Annotated in this window: 15 protein-coding genes and 1 tRNA gene; 8 read left to right on the top strand and 8 right to left on the bottom strand. The window is 67.6% G+C overall.

All coding sequences use genetic code 11. The features are described from left to right. Positions 1 to 301: 301 nt before the first annotated feature. From A7V84_RS12510 to A7V84_RS12500, 3 genes are all read left to right on the top strand, one after another. Entirely contained in the window at positions 302 to 922 is a 621-nt protein-coding gene (locus tag A7V84_RS12510) for a glutathione S-transferase family protein (protein WP_025513464.1), read from the top strand. A gap of 51 nt (positions 923 to 973) precedes the next feature. Continuing rightward, positions 974 to 2092: an alkene reductase gene (locus tag A7V84_RS12505; RefSeq protein WP_033534579.1), complete on the top strand. Its 1119-nt coding sequence runs from the start codon at positions 974 to 976 to the stop codon at positions 2090 to 2092. Between the two features lie 45 nt (positions 2093 to 2137). Next, positions 2138 to 2214, top strand: a tRNA-Arg gene (locus tag A7V84_RS12500). Positions 2215 to 2279: 65 nt separating this feature from the next. Here A7V84_RS12500 and A7V84_RS12495 read toward each other — a convergent pair. The 5 genes from A7V84_RS12495 to A7V84_RS12475 form a co-directional block, all read right to left on the bottom strand. After that, complete coding sequence (locus A7V84_RS12495) at positions 2280 to 2711, bottom strand: carboxymuconolactone decarboxylase family protein (RefSeq protein WP_025513461.1); 432 nt, start codon at positions 2709 to 2711, stop codon at positions 2280 to 2282. 150 nt (positions 2712 to 2861) lie between these two features. Further along, positions 2862 to 4055, bottom strand: a complete 1194-nt coding sequence (locus A7V84_RS12490) for an acetyl-CoA C-acyltransferase (RefSeq protein ID WP_033534580.1) — start codon at positions 4053 to 4055, stop codon at positions 2862 to 2864. 9 nt (positions 4056 to 4064) lie between these two features. Then, positions 4065 to 6449 carry a 3-hydroxyacyl-CoA dehydrogenase/enoyl-CoA hydratase family protein gene (locus tag A7V84_RS12485; protein WP_063492517.1) on the bottom strand — a complete coding sequence of 795 codons (2385 nt, stop codon included), beginning with the start codon at positions 6447 to 6449 and terminating at the stop codon, positions 4065 to 4067. Between the two features lie 106 nt (positions 6450 to 6555). Next, complete coding sequence (locus A7V84_RS12480; protein ID WP_063491350.1) at positions 6556 to 8460, bottom strand: 3-hydroxyacyl-CoA dehydrogenase NAD-binding domain-containing protein; 1905 nt, start codon at positions 8458 to 8460, stop codon at positions 6556 to 6558. Continuing rightward, a complete protein-coding gene (locus A7V84_RS12475) occupies positions 8457 to 9767 on the bottom strand; it encodes an acetyl-CoA C-acetyltransferase (RefSeq protein WP_025513452.1) in 1311 nt (436 codons plus the stop codon). The genes A7V84_RS12480 and A7V84_RS12475 overlap by 4 nt, the downstream gene beginning before the upstream one ends. 282 nt (positions 9768 to 10049) lie before the next feature. Here A7V84_RS12475 and epsC point away from each other — a divergent pair, with 282 nt between their 5' ends. From epsC to A7V84_RS12460, 3 genes are read left to right on the top strand one after another with little or no spacing between them, the layout of a single operon-like run. After that, the gene (gene epsC, locus A7V84_RS12470; RefSeq protein ID WP_025513450.1) at positions 10050 to 10991 is read left to right on the top strand and encodes a serine O-acetyltransferase EpsC; all 942 of its coding nucleotides are present in this window, start codon (positions 10050 to 10052) and stop codon (positions 10989 to 10991) included. A gap of 44 nt (positions 10992 to 11035) precedes the next feature. Further along, positions 11036 to 12259: an MFS transporter gene (locus A7V84_RS12465; protein ID WP_025513448.1), complete on the top strand. Its 1224-nt coding sequence runs from the start codon at positions 11036 to 11038 to the stop codon at positions 12257 to 12259. A 10-nt stretch (positions 12260 to 12269) separates the two neighbouring features. Next, positions 12270 to 13103, top strand: a complete 834-nt coding sequence (locus A7V84_RS12460; RefSeq protein WP_063491349.1) for an NAD-dependent protein deacetylase — start codon at positions 12270 to 12272, stop codon at positions 13101 to 13103. Here the strand turns inward: A7V84_RS12460 and A7V84_RS12455 are convergent, their stop codons facing one another. After that, entirely contained in the window at positions 13104 to 13964 is an 861-nt protein-coding gene (locus A7V84_RS12455) for an inositol monophosphatase family protein (RefSeq protein WP_033534582.1), read from the bottom strand. 494 nt (positions 13965 to 14458) lie between these two features. Here A7V84_RS12455 and A7V84_RS12450 point away from each other — a divergent pair, with 494 nt between their 5' ends. Both A7V84_RS12450 and A7V84_RS12445 read left to right on the top strand, forming a co-directional pair. Then, complete coding sequence (locus A7V84_RS12450) at positions 14459 to 15607, top strand: CaiB/BaiF CoA transferase family protein (protein WP_063491348.1); 1149 nt, start codon at positions 14459 to 14461, stop codon at positions 15605 to 15607. Then, on the top strand, positions 15604 to 16353 hold the full coding sequence (locus A7V84_RS12445) for an enoyl-CoA hydratase/isomerase family protein (RefSeq protein WP_025513441.1): 750 nt from the start codon (positions 15604 to 15606) through the stop codon (positions 16351 to 16353). The genes A7V84_RS12450 and A7V84_RS12445 overlap by 4 nt, the downstream gene beginning before the upstream one ends. Before the next feature lie 65 nt (positions 16354 to 16418). Here the strand turns inward: A7V84_RS12445 and A7V84_RS12440 are convergent, their stop codons facing one another. After that, positions 16419 to 17882 carry an NAD-dependent succinate-semialdehyde dehydrogenase gene (locus A7V84_RS12440; protein ID WP_063491347.1) on the bottom strand — a complete coding sequence of 488 codons (1464 nt, stop codon included), beginning with the start codon at positions 17880 to 17882 and terminating at the stop codon, positions 16419 to 16421. Between the two features lie 74 nt (positions 17883 to 17956). Continuing rightward, positions 17957 to 19222, bottom strand: coding sequence for a 4-aminobutyrate--2-oxoglutarate transaminase (locus A7V84_RS12435; protein WP_025513437.1), 1266 nt, complete (start codon positions 19220 to 19222; stop codon positions 17957 to 17959). Positions 19223 to 19225: the final 3 nt, after the last annotated feature.

Here is a 19225-nt window from a genome sequence, read left to right as displayed (position 1 = left end):
ATCCTGCCGGGCGCGCCATATTGGAAGGCCTGCAAGCATTGCTTGCAGGCCTTTTTCTTTTTCCGGCCTGAAAAGGCGGGGTGGCCCTGCACAAAGGCCCCGGCCGGCCAAACTCCATGGGGAAAAGCCCATGGGCGAGACACTGCGGGAAAAGAACCCGACCGGCGTATGTGCGCCGGCCTGGCCCCGCCCCGGGGCGGCCGGGGACGCGATGGGCCTACTGGGCGAGGGGCGATAGGCGTGCGCCGGGCCGGATCGTGGTGATAATGGCTTTTCCATCCAAGCAAGAAAGGAAGCCATCATGTCCCGTTGGGTTTTTTATTCTGCGCCGGGTACCTGTGCCCTTGCCACCCATATTGCATTGCATGAAGCCGGCGTCGAGTTCGATCTGGTGAAACTGGATTTCGGCGCCAATCAGCAGCAGAGCCCGGAGTTCCTGCGCGTCAATCCCAAGGGGCGGGTGCCTGCGTTGCAGACCGAACGCGGCGTGCTGACCGAAACGCCTGCACTGCTGGCTTTCGTGGCGCAATCCTTTCCCCAGGCCCGCTTGGCGCCGCTGGACGATGCCTTTGCCTTTGCCCGGCTGCAGGAGTTGACCAGCTATCTGTCTTCCACCGTGCATGTGGCGCACGCCCATAAGCGGCGCGGCGCGCGCTGGGTCGACGATCCTGCCGCCGAAGAGGCCATGCGTGCCAAGGTGCCGCAGACCATGACGGCCTGCGCCGCTTTCCTCGAGTCGCAGATTGCCGGCACCTGGGCAATGGGCGAACAATTTTCCGTGGTCGATGGTTATATCTACACGGTGGGCGTCTGGATGCAGGGCGACGGCGTGGATCTGACCCGCTTCCCCAAGCTCAGCGGCTTGCTGGCGCGTGTGGCGGCGCGCCCGAGCGCGCAGCGCGCGATCGCCGAAGCGGCCTGATGGCCGGGCGCGGCCCGGCCGCGCCGGTATCCCTTTGATTTCGAGGCAACCATGTCTACTTTGTTCGATCCCGTGAAGGCGGGCGATCTGCGCTTGGCCAACCGCATCGTGATGGCGCCGCTGACGCGCAATCGTTCGCCCAACGCGGTGCCGCAGCCGGCCACCGCGACCTACTATGCGCAGCGCGCCAGCGCTGGACTTCTCATTACCGAAGCGACCCCGGTCTCCCACCAGGGACAGGGTTATGCGGATGTGCCGGGCCTGTATGCGCCGGAACAGCTTGCCGGCTGGCGTCGCGTTACCGAAGCGGTGCACGCCAAGGGTGGCAAGATCGTGGTCCAGTTGTGGCACGTCGGGCGCGTTTCGCACGACAGCCTGCAGCCGGATGGCCAGCCGCCGGTGGCGCCTTCGGCCTTGCAGGCCAACACCAAAACCTATCTGATCGATGCGCAGGGGCAGGGCGGCTTTGCGCCGACGTCCATGCCGCGGGCCCTGGAGATCGCCGAGTTGCCGGGCATCGTGGCAGATTTCGGCCGTGCGGCGCGGGCAGCGGTCGAGGAGGCCGGTTTCGATGGGGTGGAAGTGCATGCGGCCAACGGCTATCTGATCGATCAGTTCCTGCGCTCGAGCAGCAATCATCGGCAGGATGCCTACGGTGGCATCATCGAGAACCGGGCACGTTTCCTGTTCGAGGTGCTGGACGCCATCGTCGCCGAGATCGGTGCGGGCCGGGTGGGCATCCGGCTGTCGCCGGTCACGCCGGCCAACGACGTCAGCGACGATGCGCCGCAGGCGCTGTTCGAGTATGTGGTGCGGCGCCTGGCTTCCTATGGCCTGGCCTATGTGCATATCATTGAGGGCGCCACGGGCGGGGCACGGGATCATGTGCAGGGCCCCAAGCCGTTTGATTATGCCGCCTTGAAGTCGGTCTATCGTCAGGCCGGAGGCAACGGCGCCTGGATGGTCAACAATGGCTATGACGGGCCGATGGCCGAGTCGGCGGTGCAAAGCGGAGCGGCCGATCTGGTGGCCTTTGGCCGGCTGTTCATCGCCAATCCGGATCTGGTCGAACGCCTGCGGCGCCAGGCCCCGCTCAATACGCCCGACCGCAGCACCTTCTATGGGGGCGGCGAGCACGGTTATACCGACTATCCGTCGCTGGAAAACTAGGCTGCTGGACAAGATCGAAAAACAAGCTATAATCTCGCCTCTTTAGCGCCCGTAGCTCAGTTGGATAGAGTACTTGGCTACGAACCAAGGGGTCGTGGGTTCGAATCCTGCCGGGCGCGCCATATTGGAAGGCCTGCAAGCATTGCTTGCAGGCCTTTTTCTTTGCGCGCAGCCGGCGCCGTTTGCGTTACAGCCGCATCCCGATGGCCAGGCGGTTGAAGGCGCTCATGAGGGCGATGGCAATGGTGAGGTCGCTGATCTCGACCTCGCTGAAGCAGGCCTCAAGCGGCTGGTAATCGGTGTCCGGCGCATGGCTGGCGGCCACATCGGCCAGGGACTCGGCCCAGGCGAGCGCGGCGCGCTCGCGCTCGTCGAAGCGGTGGCTCACGCGCCAGCCCGCCAGGCTGTCGAGCTTGGCGGCCGGCACTCCTTCTTTGCGCAAAGACGCGCTGTGCATCTCCAGGCAGAAGGCGCAGCCATTGATCTGCGACAGGCGCAGATAGATCAGTTCGATCAGGGTCTTGCCCAGCGGGCTGTGATCCAGCGCCTGTTTGGCGCTGAGCAGGCCTTGGTAGGCTGCCGGGGACAGGGTGGAATAGGGCAGGCGTTGTGCCGACATGACGGGCTCCAGGTTCTGGGGCGGCAGCGTTACTGGCGACAGGCCGGCGCGGCGCCGCCCGGATGCTCTCCAGTCTAGGGACGGCAGCCCCGGGCCGATAGAGCCAAGAATGGACAAACGGCCTGGGGCATGGACGCCGTGCCGGCGCCGCTACAGGGCTTCGAAGATGCCCGCAGCCCCCATCCCTGTGCCGATGCACATGGTCACCATGCCATAGCGCCCGCCTGTGCGGCGCAGGCCATGCAGCAGGGTGGCCAGGCGGATGGCGCCGGTTGCGCCCAGCGGATGGCCCAGAGCAATTGCGCCGCCCAGCGGATTGACGCGCTCGGGGTTCAGCTCCAGGTCCCGCATGACCGCCAGCGACTGCGACGCGAAGGCTTCGTTGAGTTCTATCCAGGCCAGATCGTGCTGCGCGATGCCGGCGCGCGCCAGGGCCTTGGGGACCGCGGCCACCGGCCCGATGCCCATGATCTCGGGCGGCACGCCCGCCACGGCATAGCTGACGAAACGCGCCAGCGGCTGCAGCTTGAGTTCCTTGAGCACCCGTTCGGAAACCAGGATCACGGCGCCCGCGCCATCGGACATCTGGGAGCTGTTGCCGGCGGTCACGCTGCCGCCGGCGGCGAACACCGGGCGCAGCCGTGCCAGGGCCTGCAGCGAGGTATCGGGGCGCGGGCCCTCGTCGACCTGCGCCAGGTGTTCGACCACCAGCGCCGTGCCGCTGGCGCCATCCGGAAGGTGGCGGACGATGCGGTAGGGCGTGGTCTCGGCACGGAAATGGCCGGCGGCAATCGCGGCGCAGGCCTTCTGGTGCGAGGCCAGTGCAAAGGCATCCTGGTCCTCGCGCGAGATTTTCCAGCGCTGCGCGACCTGCTCGCCGGTCAGGCCCATGCCATAGGCCATGCCCAGGTGTGCGGGGTCGCTGAAGATGGCGGGGTTGATGGCGATTTTATTGCCCAGTATCTGCGGCATCAGGCTCATCGATTCGGTGCCTGCGCCGATCATGACGTCGGCCTCGCCCAGGCGGATGCGGGCTGCCGCGTCGGCGACGGCCTGCAGCCCCGAGGCGCAGAAGCGGTTGATGGTCAGGCCCGCCACCGAGTCGGGCAGTCCGGCCAGCAGCAGCCCCATGCGGGAGACGTTCATGCCCTGTTCGGCTTCCGGCATGGCGCAGCCGGTGATGACATCCTCGATGCGTTCCGGCGACAGGGCCGGCGCCTGGGCGAGCGCGGCCTGCAACACGGCAGCCAGCATGTCATCGGGGCGGGTGGTGGCGTACATGCCCAGCCGCTTGCCCACGGGCAGGCGTGTGGCGGCGACGATATAGGCGTCGGTATGGCTCATGATGTGTCCTCAGTTGCGCAGCGGCTTGCCGGTGTCCAGGGTGTGGCGGATGCGGGCCTGGGTTTCAGGCGTGCGCAGCAGCGCCATGAATTCGCGCCGCTCTACCGCCAACAGCCAGGCCTCGTCGACCCGGCTGCCAGGGTCAACCTCGCCGCCGCACAGGGCGACGGCGGCCGCGCGCGCTACGCGGTAGTCATGGGCGCTGATCAATCCTCCCTCGCGCATGTTGACCAGCGACATCTCGAAGTTGGCAATGCCCGCGCGCCCCGCCACGGCAATGGCGCGGCGCGGCGCCCGCGGCGTATGGCCGGCATCGGCGGCCGCGCGCGCCACGCGCAGCGCGATCCAGGGCAGTTCGTCGGCATTGAAGGCCACGATGTCGTGGGCCTGGGCATAGCCCATGTCGATGGCCTGCAGTGCGCTCTTGCTTACCTGGGCGGTGGCCACATTCTGGAAAACCGGCTGCAGATAGGGGAAGACTTCGTTCGGCGTGGCGGTCTGCTGCGCCAGGTCATGGGCGCGGGCAGCCAGCCAGGCGCTGCCGCCGCCTGCCGGGATCAGGCCCACGCCGGCCTCGACCAGCCCGATGTAGCTTTCGAGCGCCAGGACACGATGGCTGGCGCGCATGAGGAATTCGCAACCGCCGCCCAGCGCCATGCCCTGCACAGCCGCCACGATGGGGATCTGGGCCTGCTGCAGGCACAACGAGGTCTGCTGGAAGGTCTCCACCATGGCGTCGAGCTGCTCGTACTCGCCCGCCTGGCAGGCCTGGTAGACCTGCTCCAGGTTGGCGCCCACGGCAAAGGGGGCCTCGTGCCAGAACACCAGGGCGTCGAGCTCGCGTTCGGCGCGGGCGACCGCGTCGCGGATGCCGGCCAGCACTTCGCTGCCCAGGGTATGCATCTTGGAGGTCAGCGACAGAAAGCCCAGGCGTGCGTCCTGGCCGGGCAACTGCCATAACCGCACGCCCGCAGCCTCCCAGAGCGTGTCGCCACGCGGGTTGGGGGACTCGCCCGCCAGCCGTTGCGGCAGCAGCTGGCGCGCGTACACAGGTAGGGTGGAGCGAGGCCGCAGGGTGTCGGTGCGGGCCGAGTACGAACCCGCATCGCTGTGCACGCCCTGGCGTGGCGCCACCCAGGCGGGCAAGGGGGCATCGCTCATGCTGCGGCCGGCGGCGATGTCATCGGCGATCGCCTGGGCCAGCGCCTGCCAGCCACTGGCCTGCCAGGTCTCGAAAGGCCCCTGGGCCCAGCCAAAACCCCAACGCATGGCCTGGTCGATGTCGCGCGCATTATCGGCCACGTCGGCCAGATGCATGGCGCTGTAGTGGAAGGTGTCGCGCCACAGGCTCCAGAGAAACTGGGCCTGAGGGTGTTCGCTGGCGCGCAGGGCGGCGAAGCGCCTGGCCGGATCGCGCTCTTTCAGAATGGCGTCGACCTCGGGCGCGATCGTGCCGGCAGCCGGCAGATACTGGCCGCTGGCCGGATCGAGCACCTGGATTTCCTTGCCGACCTTCTTGTAGACGCCTGCGCCGGTTTTCTGGCCCAGTGCGCCCTGTTCTATCAGGGCCTGCATCCAGTCGGGCAATTGAAAATAGCGATGCCACGGATCTTGCGGCAATTGTTCGTGCATGGTGCGCACCACATGCGCCAGGGTGTCCAGGCCGACCACATCGGCCGTGCGGTAGGTGGCGCTCTTGGGGCGGCCGATGCGCGGTCCGGTCAGGGCATCGACCTCGGCGAAGGACAGGCCCAGGCGCGCGGTATGGTGCAGAGCAGCCAGAATGGCGAAGACGCCGATGCGGTTGGCCACGAAATTGGGCGTGTCCAGCGCACGCACCACGCCTTTGCCCAGGCGCGAGGTGAGCCAGGTTTCGAGCTGATCCAGCACCCGGGCCTGCGTATGGGGCGTGCCGATCAGTTCGACCAGACGCATGTAGCGCGGCGGATTGAAAAAATGCACCCCGCAGAAGCGCGGCCTCAGCGCGGTTGGCAAGGCATCGGCCAGAGTGCCGATCGACAGGCCCGAGGTATTGGAGGCCAGGATGGCGTGGGCTGCGACGTGTGGCGCGATACGGTGATAGAGATCGGTTTTCCAGTCCAGGCGTTCGGCGATCGCTTCGATGACCAGGTCGCACTGCGCCAGCCGTTCGAGGTCGTCGTCATAGTTGGCCGCTTCGATCAGGGCCAGTTGTTCGGGACGGGCCAGCGGGGCGGGCTCCAGCTTGCGCAGCGCGGCCAGGGCACGCTCGGTAATCGCGTTGCGTGCGCCCTCCTTGGCGGTGAGATCGAATAGCGTGACGGGGATGCCGGCGTTGGCCAGATGCGCGGCGATCTGCGCACCCATGACGCCGGCGCCCAGCACGGCGGCATGCTTGACAGTGAACGTACTCACGAAAACCTCCTCTCGTTGCATCGGGGGCCGCCCGCCCGCGCCGAAGCCGGGGGGGCGCTGCAATCATTGTCGCTGATGCGCCGGGCCAACCCAAGCGCATGCGGGTTCAGCCGGCCGGATCCGCATGCAGCGGGCCTCCGGTGTAGGGCGCATAGCCTGCGCCGAAAATGGCCCCGGCATCGGCCAGGTCGGCATCGGCCACCACGCCGGACTGCACCAGGGCGCGGGCCTGGGCCTGCAGGGGGGCGATGAGTTGTTGCGCCAGGCCGGCAGGCGCTGGCGCTGCCCGCTGCGCCACGCTGCGGCCTCCCACCCAGCGATAGAAGCCGCGTCCGCTTTTGCGGCCCAGCTCGCCGCGCTGGATATGCCGCATCAGGCAGGCGGGGGGCTCGCCTTGCTGGCTGAGCTGCCGGCCCGCTGCCAGCGCGACGTCCAGGCCGACGGTATCGGCGAGCTCCAGGGGGCCCATTGGCATGCCATAGGCCTTGAGGGCCGCGTCGATGGTGGCGGGGGCCAGGCCGGCATCCACGCTGCGCATGGCCGCCAGCAGATAGGGGGCCAACAGGGCGTTGACCAGAAAGCCCGGTGTATCGCGCACCGGCAGCGGCAGTTTGCCCAGGCGCGCTGCAATCGCGCAGGCGCGTGCCTGCAGCGCAGGGTCGCCCTCGGCGATGACCTCCACCAGCGGCATGCGTGCCACCGGGTTGAAGAAATGCAGGCCGATCAGGCGCTCGGGGCGCGCCAGGGCCTGGCGCAGGTCCGCCAGCGGCAGGCTGGAGGTATTGGTGGCCAGCAACGCTTGCGGCTTGAGTTGCGACTCGATGCGGCGATAGAGCGCCTGCTTGGCGTTCCGGTCCTCGGTGATGGCTTCTATCGTCAGGTCCGCATGGCGCAGCCCTGCGCCTTGCGGGTCGGGAATCAGGCGGTCCAGGGCGGCCTGGATGGCGTGGGGCGTCTTCAGGCGCCGCTGGTAGAGCGCGCCGGCGCGCTGCACGGCAGCGGCGATGCGCGTCGGATCGCTGTCCTGCAGTGTCACCCGCAAGCCCCTGAGAGCGCACCAGGCTGCGATGTCTCCTCCCATGACGCCGGCGCCGATGACGTGCACCTGCTGCACGTCCGCTGCGCCCCGGCCCAGGCCTTTCAGGCGCTCCTGCAGCTGATAGACCCGCATCAGGTTGCGCGTCACGGGCGATTGCACGATGCGCGCCAGCCAGTGCGGCGCCGCCTGAGCGCGGCCTTGGTGATGTTGCCAGAGATCAATGATGGCGGCCGGCGCCAGGTAATGCGCCTCGGGGTCTTTGGCCGCGACGCCGCGGCGGGCCTGACGCGCCACCCAGGCGCGCCAGGGAGCCAGGCCATCCAGCCGGGCCAGCCAGTGGCGTCGCGGCCGACGGCGGCTCAGCACTGTCTGGCGCGCGGCCTGCAACAGCAGCCGGGGTGGCACGCGCGTCTCGGCCAGCCCGAGCGTGACGGCCCGGTGCGCGTCGATGCGGCGTCCGGTAAGCATCATGTCCAGCGCCGCCGGCGCGCCGATGCAAGCGGGCAGGCGCTTGAGGCCGCCCCAGGCCGGGAAAATCCCCAGCAGCACTTCAGGCAGGGCTAGCGCCGTGTCAGGCGCATCGGCCACCAGACGGTAACGGCAGGCCAGCGCCAGCTCAAGGCCTCCGCCCAGGCAGTCGCCGTGGATGAGGGCCAGGGTGGGGTAGGGCGCGGCGGCCAGACGCGCCAGCAGCGCCCAGCCGCGCTCGGCGAAGGCGCGCGCGGCATCGATCTCGCTGAGCGTGGTCAGCAGTTTGAGGTCGGCGCCGGCCATGAAGCCGGCGGCCTTGGCCGACCGGATGACCAGGCCGGTGGGCGGTTCGGCACGCAGGGCGTCCAGGGCCAGGCCGATGTCGTCGAGCAAGGCTTCGGACAATACATTGACGCGCGCGTCGGCGTGATCGAGCGCCAGCCAGGCCAGGCCGTCGGCGTCGCGTTGCAGATGGCAGTGGCGCAACACAGGCGTGTTCATGGCGTGTCCTTCAGGGTTTCGACCAGCATGGCGCCACCCTGGCCGCCGCCGATGCACAGCGCGGCCATGCCGCGTCGCAGGCCGCGCGCCTGCAGCGCCCGCAGCAGGTGCAGCACGATACGCGCGCCGGAGGCCCCGACAGGATGACCCAGCGCGATGGCGCCGCCGTCGACGTTCAGGCGCTGCCTGTCGAGGCTGCCCCAGGCTGGGCTACCCAGATGTTGACGGCAATAGTCTTCGTCCTGCCAGGCCGACAGGCAGGCCAGCACCTGAGCGGCGAAGGCTTCGTTGATTTCCCAGAGGTCGATGTCGGCCAGGCTCAGGCCGTGGCGCTGCAGCAGGGGTGTGGCGGCGTGCACCGGTCCCAGCCCCATGCGGGCCGGATCCAGGCCGGCCCATTGGGTATCGAGGATGCGGCCCAGGGGTTGCAGGCCCCAGCGCCGGACGGCCTGGCGCGAGGCCAGCAGCAAGAGGGCGGCCCCGTCGGTGATCTGCGAACTGTTGCCGGCCGTGATGTTGCCGAAGGGCGGGTCGAAGGCCGGGCGAAGGCGTGCCAGGCGCTCGGGCGTGGCGTCGGCGCGTACGCCGTCATCGTCGGCGTAATGGCCGCCGTGGGTGTCGATCAGCGGCAGGATTTCGTCGAATGCGCCCCTGCGTCGGGCTTGCAGGGCGCGCGCATGGCTCTCGGCGGCATAGGCGTCCATGGCCTGGCGGTCGATGCCGAAGCGGGTGGCGAGTTCTTCGGCCGTCTGTCCCATGGACAGCCCGACGATGGGGTCGGTCAGGCCCTTGAGCAGGCCGATGACTGGCGCAAAAAAACGCGGTCGCAGGCGCGCCAGCAAGGCCAGGCGGGCCCGGGGGCCGCGCGCACCGGCCCAGCGGCCGAACCAGCCGGCGGCCTCGCGGGAAAACAGCAAAGGGGTGCGCGAAAGCGCTTCGGTGCCGCCAGCCAGGACCAATTGGCTGCGACCGCGCTGGATGTCTGCGATGGCGCTGTCCAGCGCCTGCATGCCCGAGGCACAGTTGCGCTGGACCGTCCAGCCTGTCACCGGGTCCCCGCAGCCCAGGCGCAAGGCGACGATGCGTCCGATGTTGGGCTCGTCGGCCGCCGGTGCGGCGCAACCGAGAATCACCTGGTCGAGATCGGAAGCCGCAAAGGGCTGGCGCAGCAACAGGCCTGCTGCGGCCTGCACGGCCAGATCGGCGGCGGAGAAGGGGCCAGGGCCCTGGCGCGCCTTGAGAAAGGGCGAGCGCGCGCCGTCGACGATATAGACCGGCTCAGCCTGGACTTCGTGGGCATGGGGCAAGTCGGCTGCACTCCTGGTTGGGGGCGCCGGGCGTGCCGGCGGGCCGCAAGGGGTTTGAATCACTATACGGCTTTCGTGACGCGGCCGCGAGACGGCCGGTCTGTTGCGTGCGGGAAACAGGGCGACGCCGGCATAACCCCGCCGCCATATCGGCCGCGCCGGACGGCAATGCGGCGAGGGGTTACAGTGAAGCCCTGTCATTCTGGGCGGCCGCCGGTCCGCCCGCTTACGAGGTTGAGTCATGTTGTTTTCTCGAATTCCTTCGTCCCGGGGTGCGCGGACATGAGCGGCCGTTCGCATCTTCCCCAAGCGCACTGGAACCTGGATGGCATCGTCAGCGGCCTGCGCGCGGCGCGCCTGGCCTGGCGCGAACCACGGGGCCGTCTGCGGCCTGACTCCGGCGGTCGCGAGTTCCCGTCCCAGGAAAGCCTGCGCGGCATCGTCAAGCAGTTGTGCGGCGCGCTGTTCCCGATGCGCCTCGGGCCGCTGGAGCTGCGCGAAGAGGTCGAGGACTTCTACGTCGGGCACACGATAGGCGCGGCGCTGGACGCGCTGCTGCATCAGGTCTGCCTGGAGCTTGAGCATCTCGGCCGTCCCTGTCCGAGCGAAGAGGTGCGAACGCGCGCCATCGAGATCGTGCGCGAGTTCGGCGCGGCCTTGCCGCAGGTGCGCGAGGCGCTCGATCAGGACGTGATGGCTGCCTACCAGGGAGACCCCGCTGCCCGCAGCGTGGACGAAGTGCTGCTGTGCTATCCGGGTGTGATGGCGATGGTGCACCACCGCCTGGCCAATGTGCTCTATCGCCTGGGCGCGCCGATGCTGGGCCGCATCATCGCCGAGATTGCGCACGCCGACACCGGCATCGATATCCATCCGGGCGCGACCATCGGGCGCAGCTTTTTCATCGATCACGGCACCGGTGTGGTGATCGGCGAAACCGCCATCATCGGCGAGCGCGTGCGGGTCTACCAGAACGTGACGCTGGGAGCCAAGCGCTTCCCGCCGGGCGAGAACGGCGAGCTGAAGAAAGGCCTGCCGCGTCACCCCATCCTGGAAGACGATGTGGTGGTCTATGCCGGCGCGACCATTCTCGGGCGCATCACCATCGGCAAGGGCTCGGTCATCGGCGGCAACGTCTGGCTCACGCGCAGCGTGCCGGCCAACAGCAACGTGACCCAGGCGGGCGTGGTCAACGATATGCCGAACTGCGGCCTGGGCGGCTGAGTCCTTAGGTGGCCGGATGAGGTCCGGCCGCGCGGGAGAATCTGATGCAGGCAACCCGTTCGCGCAGCGGCGCGGCGTCCATCTGGCCGGTCGTGCTGGCGGCCGGGATCGTGCTCGGCCTGTCGCTGGGGCAGCGGCACAGTTCGGGGCTTTACCAGCTGCCGGTGATCCAGTCGTTCGGGCTGACCCGCGAGACGTTCTCCTTCGCCATCGCGGTGCAGAACATCGTCTGGGGAATGGCCCAGCCTTTCTCCGGCTATCTGGCCGACCGTTTCGGGACTGCGCGCGTGATCTTCTGCGGCGCGCTGCTGTACGTGGCCGGCGTTGCCCTGACTACGCTTTCGGATGGCCGGCTGAGCCTGACGCTGTCGGCCGGCGTGCTGATCGGCCTGGGCCTGGCCGGCACGGCCTGGACCGTCAACGGGGTGGTGGGGCGCAAGGTGCCCAGCGAGCATCGCTCGATGGCGCTGGGCGCGGTGTCCGCGCTGGGCGCCCTGGGCCAGTTCGTCATGCTGCCCCTGGGTATGTATCTGATCGGGGCTTTCGGCTGGCAGGGGGCGCTCTTCTGTTGCGCCGCGCTGCTGGCGCTGATGGCGCCCCTGGCCCTGTTGCTGCGCGAGCCGGCGCGTCCGGCGTCGGGGCCCCTGACGGCGACGCCGCCGCAGGCGACGGTCAGCCTGGGGACCAATCTGCGCAACCGGGACCTCTGGCTGTTGTGGCTGGGCTTCATGGCCTGTGGCTTCCATCTGGCCTTCATCGCCACGCATCTGCCGGCCTACCTGGCCGACCATGGCATTGGTGGCAACACGGCCGCGCTGGCGCTCGGGCTGGTGGGGTTGTTCAACATCGCCGGCACTTTCTTCTTCGGCTGGCTGGCCGAGCGGCACAGCAAAAAGTACGTGTTGTGCGGGCTGTATCTCCTGCGCACTGCCGTCATCACGGTGTATTTCCTGCTGCCTGTGAGCGTGCTGTCGACGCTGGTGTTCGCCAGCTTCATGGGTTTTCTGTGGCTGGCCACGGCACCGGTCACGACCGGGCTGGTGGCGCAGCTCTTCGGCATCAAGGCATTGTCCACCCTGTTCGGCGTGGTGTTCTTCGGCCACCAGGTTGGCAGCTTCCTGGGTGTCTGGCTGGGCGGCGTGCTGTTCGAGATGACCGGCTCGTATGACGTGGTGTGGCTGTTGTCCATCGCGATCGGCCTGCTGTCGGCCAGCGCCCACCTGCCGGTGCGCGAGCCACGCCGTCAGGCGCAGCCGGCGCACGCCTGAGGGGAGACTCATGGATTCCCTGCATCAGGCCCTGGCGCCGCTGCGCGACTATCTGGCCCGGTATCGCCGTTTGTTCGTGCTGACCGGGGCAGGTTGCAGCACCGCTTCCGGGATCGCCGACTACCGCGACGCGCAAGGGCAATGGAAACGCAAGCCGCCCATCGATATCCAGACCTTCATGGGCGGGCCGCTGGCGCGGTCGCGTTACTGGGCGCGCGGCATGGTCGGCTGGCGGCATTTTCGTCAGGCCAGACCCAATGAGGCCCATGCGGCGCTGGCGCGCCTGGAGGCGGCTGGCCGGATCGAGTTGCTGGTCACCCAGAATGTCGACCGGCTTCACCAGGCTGCCGGCAGTCACGCTGTCGAAGACCTGCACGGTCGCCTGGACCGGGTGCGCTGTACCGCCTGCGACTGGCATGAGCCGCGCCAGGCCTGGCAGGACCGCCTGGAAGGCCTCAACCCTGGCTGGATCGCGTTGCAGGCAGGCGACGCGCCCGATGGCGATGCCGATCTTGAAGGATTGGACTTCAGTGCCTATGTGGTGCCGGCTTGCCCTCGCTGTGGCGGCGTGGTCAAACCCGATGTGGTGTTTTTTGGCGAGATGGTGCCGCCCGAGCGCAGCGCGCGGGCCTATGCCGCCCTGGCGCGCAGCGACGCCATGCTGGTGGTGGGCTCGTCACTGATGCTGCATTCCGGCTTTCGCTATGCACGCGCGGCCGCACAGGCCGGGTTGCCGCTGGCTGCCGTCAACCTGGGCCATACCCGGGCGGATGCCCTGCTGGCTTTCAAGGTCGATCTGCCTTGCGATCAGGCGCTGGCCGCGGTGGTGCCAACGCTGCCCTGATCACTCTGCGCGCTGCAGCACGCCGTTGTCTTCGCCAAACAGCAGCCGGTGGGCCGCATGCCAGCTGCCGGCGTCCGGCGCGTAGAGCAGGCCGCCGCTGCGGTGCGTGGGCTTGTAGGGGCTGCCGTCGAAATGCGCCGAATAGCCGCCGGCCTCGCGATGCAGCAGCCAGCCGGCGGCGTGGTCCCAGGGCATGAGCTTGTTGTAGAACAGCAGATGCACATGGCCCGAGGCAGCCAGGCGGTATTCGTGGGCGGCGCAGCGCAGGTAGGACATGCTGGCAAGCTTGTCGAGATTGCCATTGACGGTCTGGCGCAGCGGTTCGGGCAGGGAGCCGGTGGCGATGATGCCATCCATGTCTTCGGCCGGCGCCGGTTGCGCCACTTTGAGCACCTCCTGGGTGCCGTCCTCATGCTCGAACCAGGCGCCTTCGCCTCGCAGGGCCATGGCCGCATCGCGGGTGATGGGGTCATAGATCACGCCGGCCAGCACATCGCCCTTATGGCATACCGCCACCATCATGCCGAACAGGGGCAGGCCCGCGACATAGTTGCGAGTGCCGTCCAGGGGGTCGATCAGGACGGCCAGATCGGCGTCGACCAGCATGTTCAGCAGGGCGGGGTTGCGTGTGGAGGCTTCTTCTCCGATCAGGACGGCGCCGGGAAACAGCTTGGCCATGCGCGTGGCAATGAGGCGCTCGGCGCCTTCGTCGGCATCGGTGACCAGGTCGCGCGGGGAACTCTTGCCCCTGACGGCCTGGGCGGGAAGGTGGCGAAAGCGCGGCAGGATTTCTACCTGGGCGGCTTCGGCCAGTATCGCCGTGATGCGGCGCAGGTCCTCGTGGGTCAGGGAGCGGCTCATGGTGGCGGGTAGTGGCTTCAGAGGCCGCCAATCTAACACGGCCTTCGGCCTGAGGCGATGTGCATATTCTAGAAAGGCTTTGTTTGATTTTATTGTTCCAAATATTAGAATAGAGTTCTAATTAATGGGTCGATTCCTGTTTTTCCCCCCTCGTTGACAGGCCCCGGCCAGCGCCGCTCCCAGGCAATTCAAGCGCATGCCAATGCTACCGGAAAGCTTGTGAATATTCGCTTTCAATCCGCTTTGGCGCGGCTGTAGCGAGAAATCCATGCCTGGCTCGATTGACGCGGCCGCCTTGACCGGATCAGATTCAGGCATACAATGCGTTTGTGCGTCGCCAGGTAAAATAAAAGAACATCGTTCCTATATTTGGAACAACCGGGTTTGAAATAAGTCTGCTGCGTCTGTCGCTGCCGGTTCCCGGCAGGCACGCGCGGTTCATTGACATCAACCGGCGCCCGCTTGTCGTGGCGGGCGTCCACAGGAGAGATACGGTGGATACTTCTCTGCCCTTGCAAGGTGTGCGGGTCATCGAGTTTTGCAACGTGGCTGCCGGCCCGTTCTGCGGCATGCTGCTGGCCGACATGGGGGCTGACCTGATCAAGGTCGAGCACCCCGGCGGCGGCGATACGCTGCGCAACTGGCCCCCCATCACCGACGGTTTCAGCGAGAACTTCGCCTCGCTCAATCGCAACAAGCGCTCCGTGACGCTGGATCTGAAATCTCCCGAAGGCCAGGCGCGCGCACGCGAGCTGGTCGCTCAGGCCGATGTGCTGCTGGAGAACAACCGTCCCGGCGTCATGAAGCGGCTGGGGCTGGACTACGAGACCCTCAAGGCCCTCAACCCGCGCCTGCTGTATTGTTCGATCTCGGCCTACGGGCAAACCGGCCCGCGCAGCGGTGAGGGTGGTTTCGACCTCACCATTCAGGCTATGAGCGGTGTGATGAGCGTGACCGGCGAGGCCGATGGCGCGCCGGTCAAGTGCGGGGTGCCGCTGGCCGATTTCGCCGCCGGCCTGTATGCCGCTTTCGCGGTGGCCGCCGCCTTGCGCCAGGCGCAGCAGACCGGGCAGGGCGCTCACATCGATGTCCCCATGCTGGGCACCACGCTGGCGATCGGCGCCTTGCAGACCTCGGAGTATTTCGGCAGCGGCAAGGATCCCGGCAAACTCGGTTCGGCCCACCCGCGCAACGCGCCCTATCAGGCTTTCCGCTGCCGCGATGGCTACTTCGCCATGGCGGCCGGCACCGAAGCGCTCTGGCGGTCGGTGTGCGACGTGGTGGCCATGCCCGAGCTGCTGGCCGATGAGCGTTTCCAGAGCACGATGCTGCGCGCCCGCAATCAGGTTGCCCTGCGCGACCTGCTGGAGGCGGTATTCATGAAGGAAGATGCTGCCCACTGGCTGGCCCGCTTCCAGGGCGTCGGCGTTCCCAGCGCTCCCATCAATACCTACTCGCAGGTGCTGGCCGACCCGCAGGTCGAACACATGGAGTGGGTGCAGGAGATCACCCTGCCGGGCAACAACGTGACGCGTACCTTCGCCTCGCCCATCAAGATCAACGGTCAGGGCCTGCCCATCCGCCTGAACCCGCCCGCGCTCGGGGAGCACAACGCCCTGCTGCAGGAAGGGAGTGACGCATGACGGCAGCGGCTGAAGCAGTATTGCGCGTCCAGGCCCACGACAGCCACTGGGTCCTGACGCTCAATCGTCCCGAGAAGCGTAATGCCCTGTCGGCCGAGCTGGTCGAACAGCTGCTGCATACGCTCGACCTGGCGCGGGCGCAGAGCGTGCCCTTGCTGGTGTTGCAGGGAGAGGGCAGCAATTTCTCGGCTGGCTTCGATTTCACCGCTTACGAGGAGCTCAGCGAGGGCGACCTGGTGTTGCGTTTCGTGCGTATCGAAACCCTGTTGCAGGCGCTGGCTTATGGGCCTTACGCGACGCTGGCGCTGGCGCACGGCAATAACTTCGGCGCAGGCGTCGATCTGATTGCCGCCTGCCGCTTGCGCTGGGCCGCGCCGCAATCGCGCTTTCGCATGCCGGGCCTGAAGTTCGGGCTGGCGCTGGGCACGCGCCGGCTGGCGGAGCTGGTGGGGGAAAGTCAGGCCTATGGCCTGCTGGAAAGCACGCGCACCTTCGATGCCGATGAGGCGCAGCGCATCGGCTTTCTGCAGGGCCAGGCGGGCGTCGATGAGTGGCCGGCACGCATCGAGCAAACGCGGGCGGACGTGCTGGCGTTGCCGGCGGCCAGCCGCCAGTGGTTGCAGACGCTCACGCGCAGCGGCAATCCGGATGGCGACATGGCGGCCTTGGTGCGCTCGGCGGCCGAGCCGGGCCTGAAGGCGCGCATTCAGGCGTTTCGCGCCGAGAGCGCGCGCAAGCCCGCCTGACGGCCAGTGCGTAAAAAAGCCCCCTGGCCGTCGGGCCAGGGGGCTTTGCTTTGCGCGGGCCGGAATCAGGCGCCCAGATCCACGCAGAGGTACTTCAGCTCGAGGTAGTCTTCGATGCCGTACTTGGAGCCTTCACGGCCCAGGCCGGATTGCTTGACGCCGCCGAACGGGCCGACTTCGCTCGAAATCAGGCCGGTATTGATGCCCACGATGCCGTATTCCAGGGCTTCGGAGACGCGCCACACGCGTGCGTAGTCGCGCGTGAAGAAGTAGGCGGCCAGACCGAAGATGGTGTCGTTGGCGTGCTTGATGACTTCGTCTTCATTGTCGAACTTGAAGATCGGGGCCACCGGACCGAAGGTTTCTTCGCTTGCGAACAGCATGGATTGCGTCACGTCGCGCACGATGGTGGGCTCGAAGAAGTTGCCGCCCAGGGCATGGGGTTTGCCGCCGGTCACGATCTTGGCACCCTTGTCCACGGCGTCGGCGATGTGCTCACGGACCTTGGCTACTGCGGCGTCGTCGATCAGGGGGCCTTGCGTGACGCCCTGCTCGAAACCGTCGCCGACCTTCATTGCCTGAACCTTGGCGGTCAGGCGCTTGAGCACCTCTTCGTAAACGCCGGCCTGCACGTAGATGCGGTTGGCGCACACGCAGGTCTGGCCGGCATTGCGATACTTGGAGGCCAGGATGCCCTCGACCGCGCGGTCCAGGTCGGCGTCGTCAAACACGATGAAGGGCGCGTTGCCGCCCAGTTCGAGCGACAGCTTCTTGATGGTGGGCGCGCATTGCTCCATCAGCGTGCGGCCGACTTCGGTCGAGCCGGTGAAGCTCAGCTTGCGCACCACGTCGCTTTCGCACAGCGCCGCGCCGATCTCGCGCGAGCTGCCGGTGATGACCTGGAACACGCCGGCCGGCACGCCCGCCTCTTCGGCCAGCACGGCCAGGGCCAGGGCCGTCAGCGGGGTCTGCTGGGCGGGCTTGACCACCATGGTGCAGCCGGCGGCCAGCGCCGGGCCGACCTTGCGGGTGATCATGGCGGCGGGGAAATTCCAGGGCGTGATCGCGGCGGTCACGCCGATGGGCTGCTTGAGCACCATGATGCGCTGGCCTGCCTTGGGGCTTTGCAGAATGTCGCCATCGACGCGCTTGGCTTCCTCGGCGAACCACTCCAGGAAGGAGGCGGCATAGGCAATCTCGCCAGCAGCCTCGGGCAGGGGCTTGCCCTGTTCGGAGGTCATGATGGTGGCCAGGTCCTGCTGGTGCTGGAGCATCAGATTGGCCCACTTCAGCAGCACGGCGGCACGTTCCTTGCCGGTTTTTGCGGCCCAGGCGGGCAGCGCACGCTCGGCATGGGCGATGGCGGCCTCGGCTTCCTTGCGCCCCAGCTTGGGCACGGCCACGATGGCCTTGCCGGTCGAGGGATTGTCCACCGGGATGGTGGCGCCGGAGGCGGCGACCCACTTGCCATCCAGGTAGCAGGCGTCGCGCAGCAGGTCGGGGCGCTGCAAGGTGTGGTTCAGGGACATGTGTTTGGCTCCGCAGAAGACGCGCGCGGGATGGAAATCTCCATCCCGCGCAAGTTTGAATCAGATGGCTGGAATCAGGCGCTCAGGGCTTCGGCCAGGATATCCAGTGCGCGATCGAACTGCGCATCGGGAATGGTCAAAGGATACAGGAAGCGCAGCACGTTGCCATACACGCCGCAGCTCAGCAGCAGCAGGCCTTTCTCGATGGCTTTCTGCTGCACGCGCTTGACGGCCTCGGCGTCCGGCTTGCCGGTGGCCGGGTCATTGAGCTCCAGGGCCACCATCGAGCCCAGGGCACGCACATCGGCGATGCCCGGCACCTTGGCGCGCAGGCTGTTCAGGCGATCGGTCAGGCGCTTGCCCAGCGTCACGGAGCGCTCGCACAGTTTTTCCTCGGCGATCACGTCGAGCACCGCCAGCGCCGACGCGACGGCCAGCGGGTTGCCGGCGTAGGTGCCGCCCAGGCCGCCCGGGCCGGGGGCGTCCATCACGTCGGCGCGGCCCACGACACCCGAGATCGGCATGCCGCCGCCCAGGCTTTTGGCCATGGTGATGAGATCGGCCTGCACCGAGTGGTGCTCCATGGCAAACAGCTTGCCGGTGCGGGCAAAGCCGGTCTGGACTTCGTCGGCGATCAGCAGGATGCCATGCTCGTCGCAGACCTTGCGCAGCGCCGTCATGAGCTCCGGCGGGGTGATGTTGAAGCCTCCCTCGCCCTGCACGGGTTCGAGAATGATGGCCGCCACGCGCTTGGGATCGATGTCGACCTTGAACAGCAGGTCCAGCGCCTTGAGCGAATCGGCGATCGAGATGTCCTGGGTGGCGTTGGGGAACGGCACGTGGTAGACGTCAGCCGGCATGGCGCCGAAATCCACCTTGTAGGGCGCGACCTTGCCGGTCAGGGCCATGCCCATGTGGGTGCGGCCGTGGAAGGCGCCGGAGAAGGCGATCACGCCGCTGCGGCCAGTGGCGGCCCGGGCGATCTTGAGGGCGTTCTCGACGGCCTCGACGCCGGTGGTGAAGAAGGCGGTCTTCTTCAGGCCGCTGATGGGCGCCAGGGCGTTGATGCGTTCGGCCAGGGCCACGTAGCCCTCATAGGGCACGATCTGGTAGGCGGTGTGGGTGAAGTTTTCGAGTTGCGCGGCGATGGCCGCCTTGACCTTCGGATGGCGGTGGCCGGTGTTCAGCACCGCAATGCCGCCGGCGAAGTCGATATATTCCTTGCCTTCGGCATCCCACAGCGTGGCGTTCTCGGCGCGCACAGCGTAGAAATCGCACATGACGCCCACGCCACGCGGAGTGGCCAGAGCGCGACGGGTGTTCAGATCACGGTTTTTCATGAG

The organism is Bordetella trematum, assembly GCF_900078335.1.
In the GTDB taxonomy this organism is placed as follows: Bacteria; Pseudomonadota; Gammaproteobacteria; order Burkholderiales; family Burkholderiaceae_B; genus Bordetella; species Bordetella trematum.
This window is presented reverse-complemented; position numbering and strand designations above follow the sequence as displayed.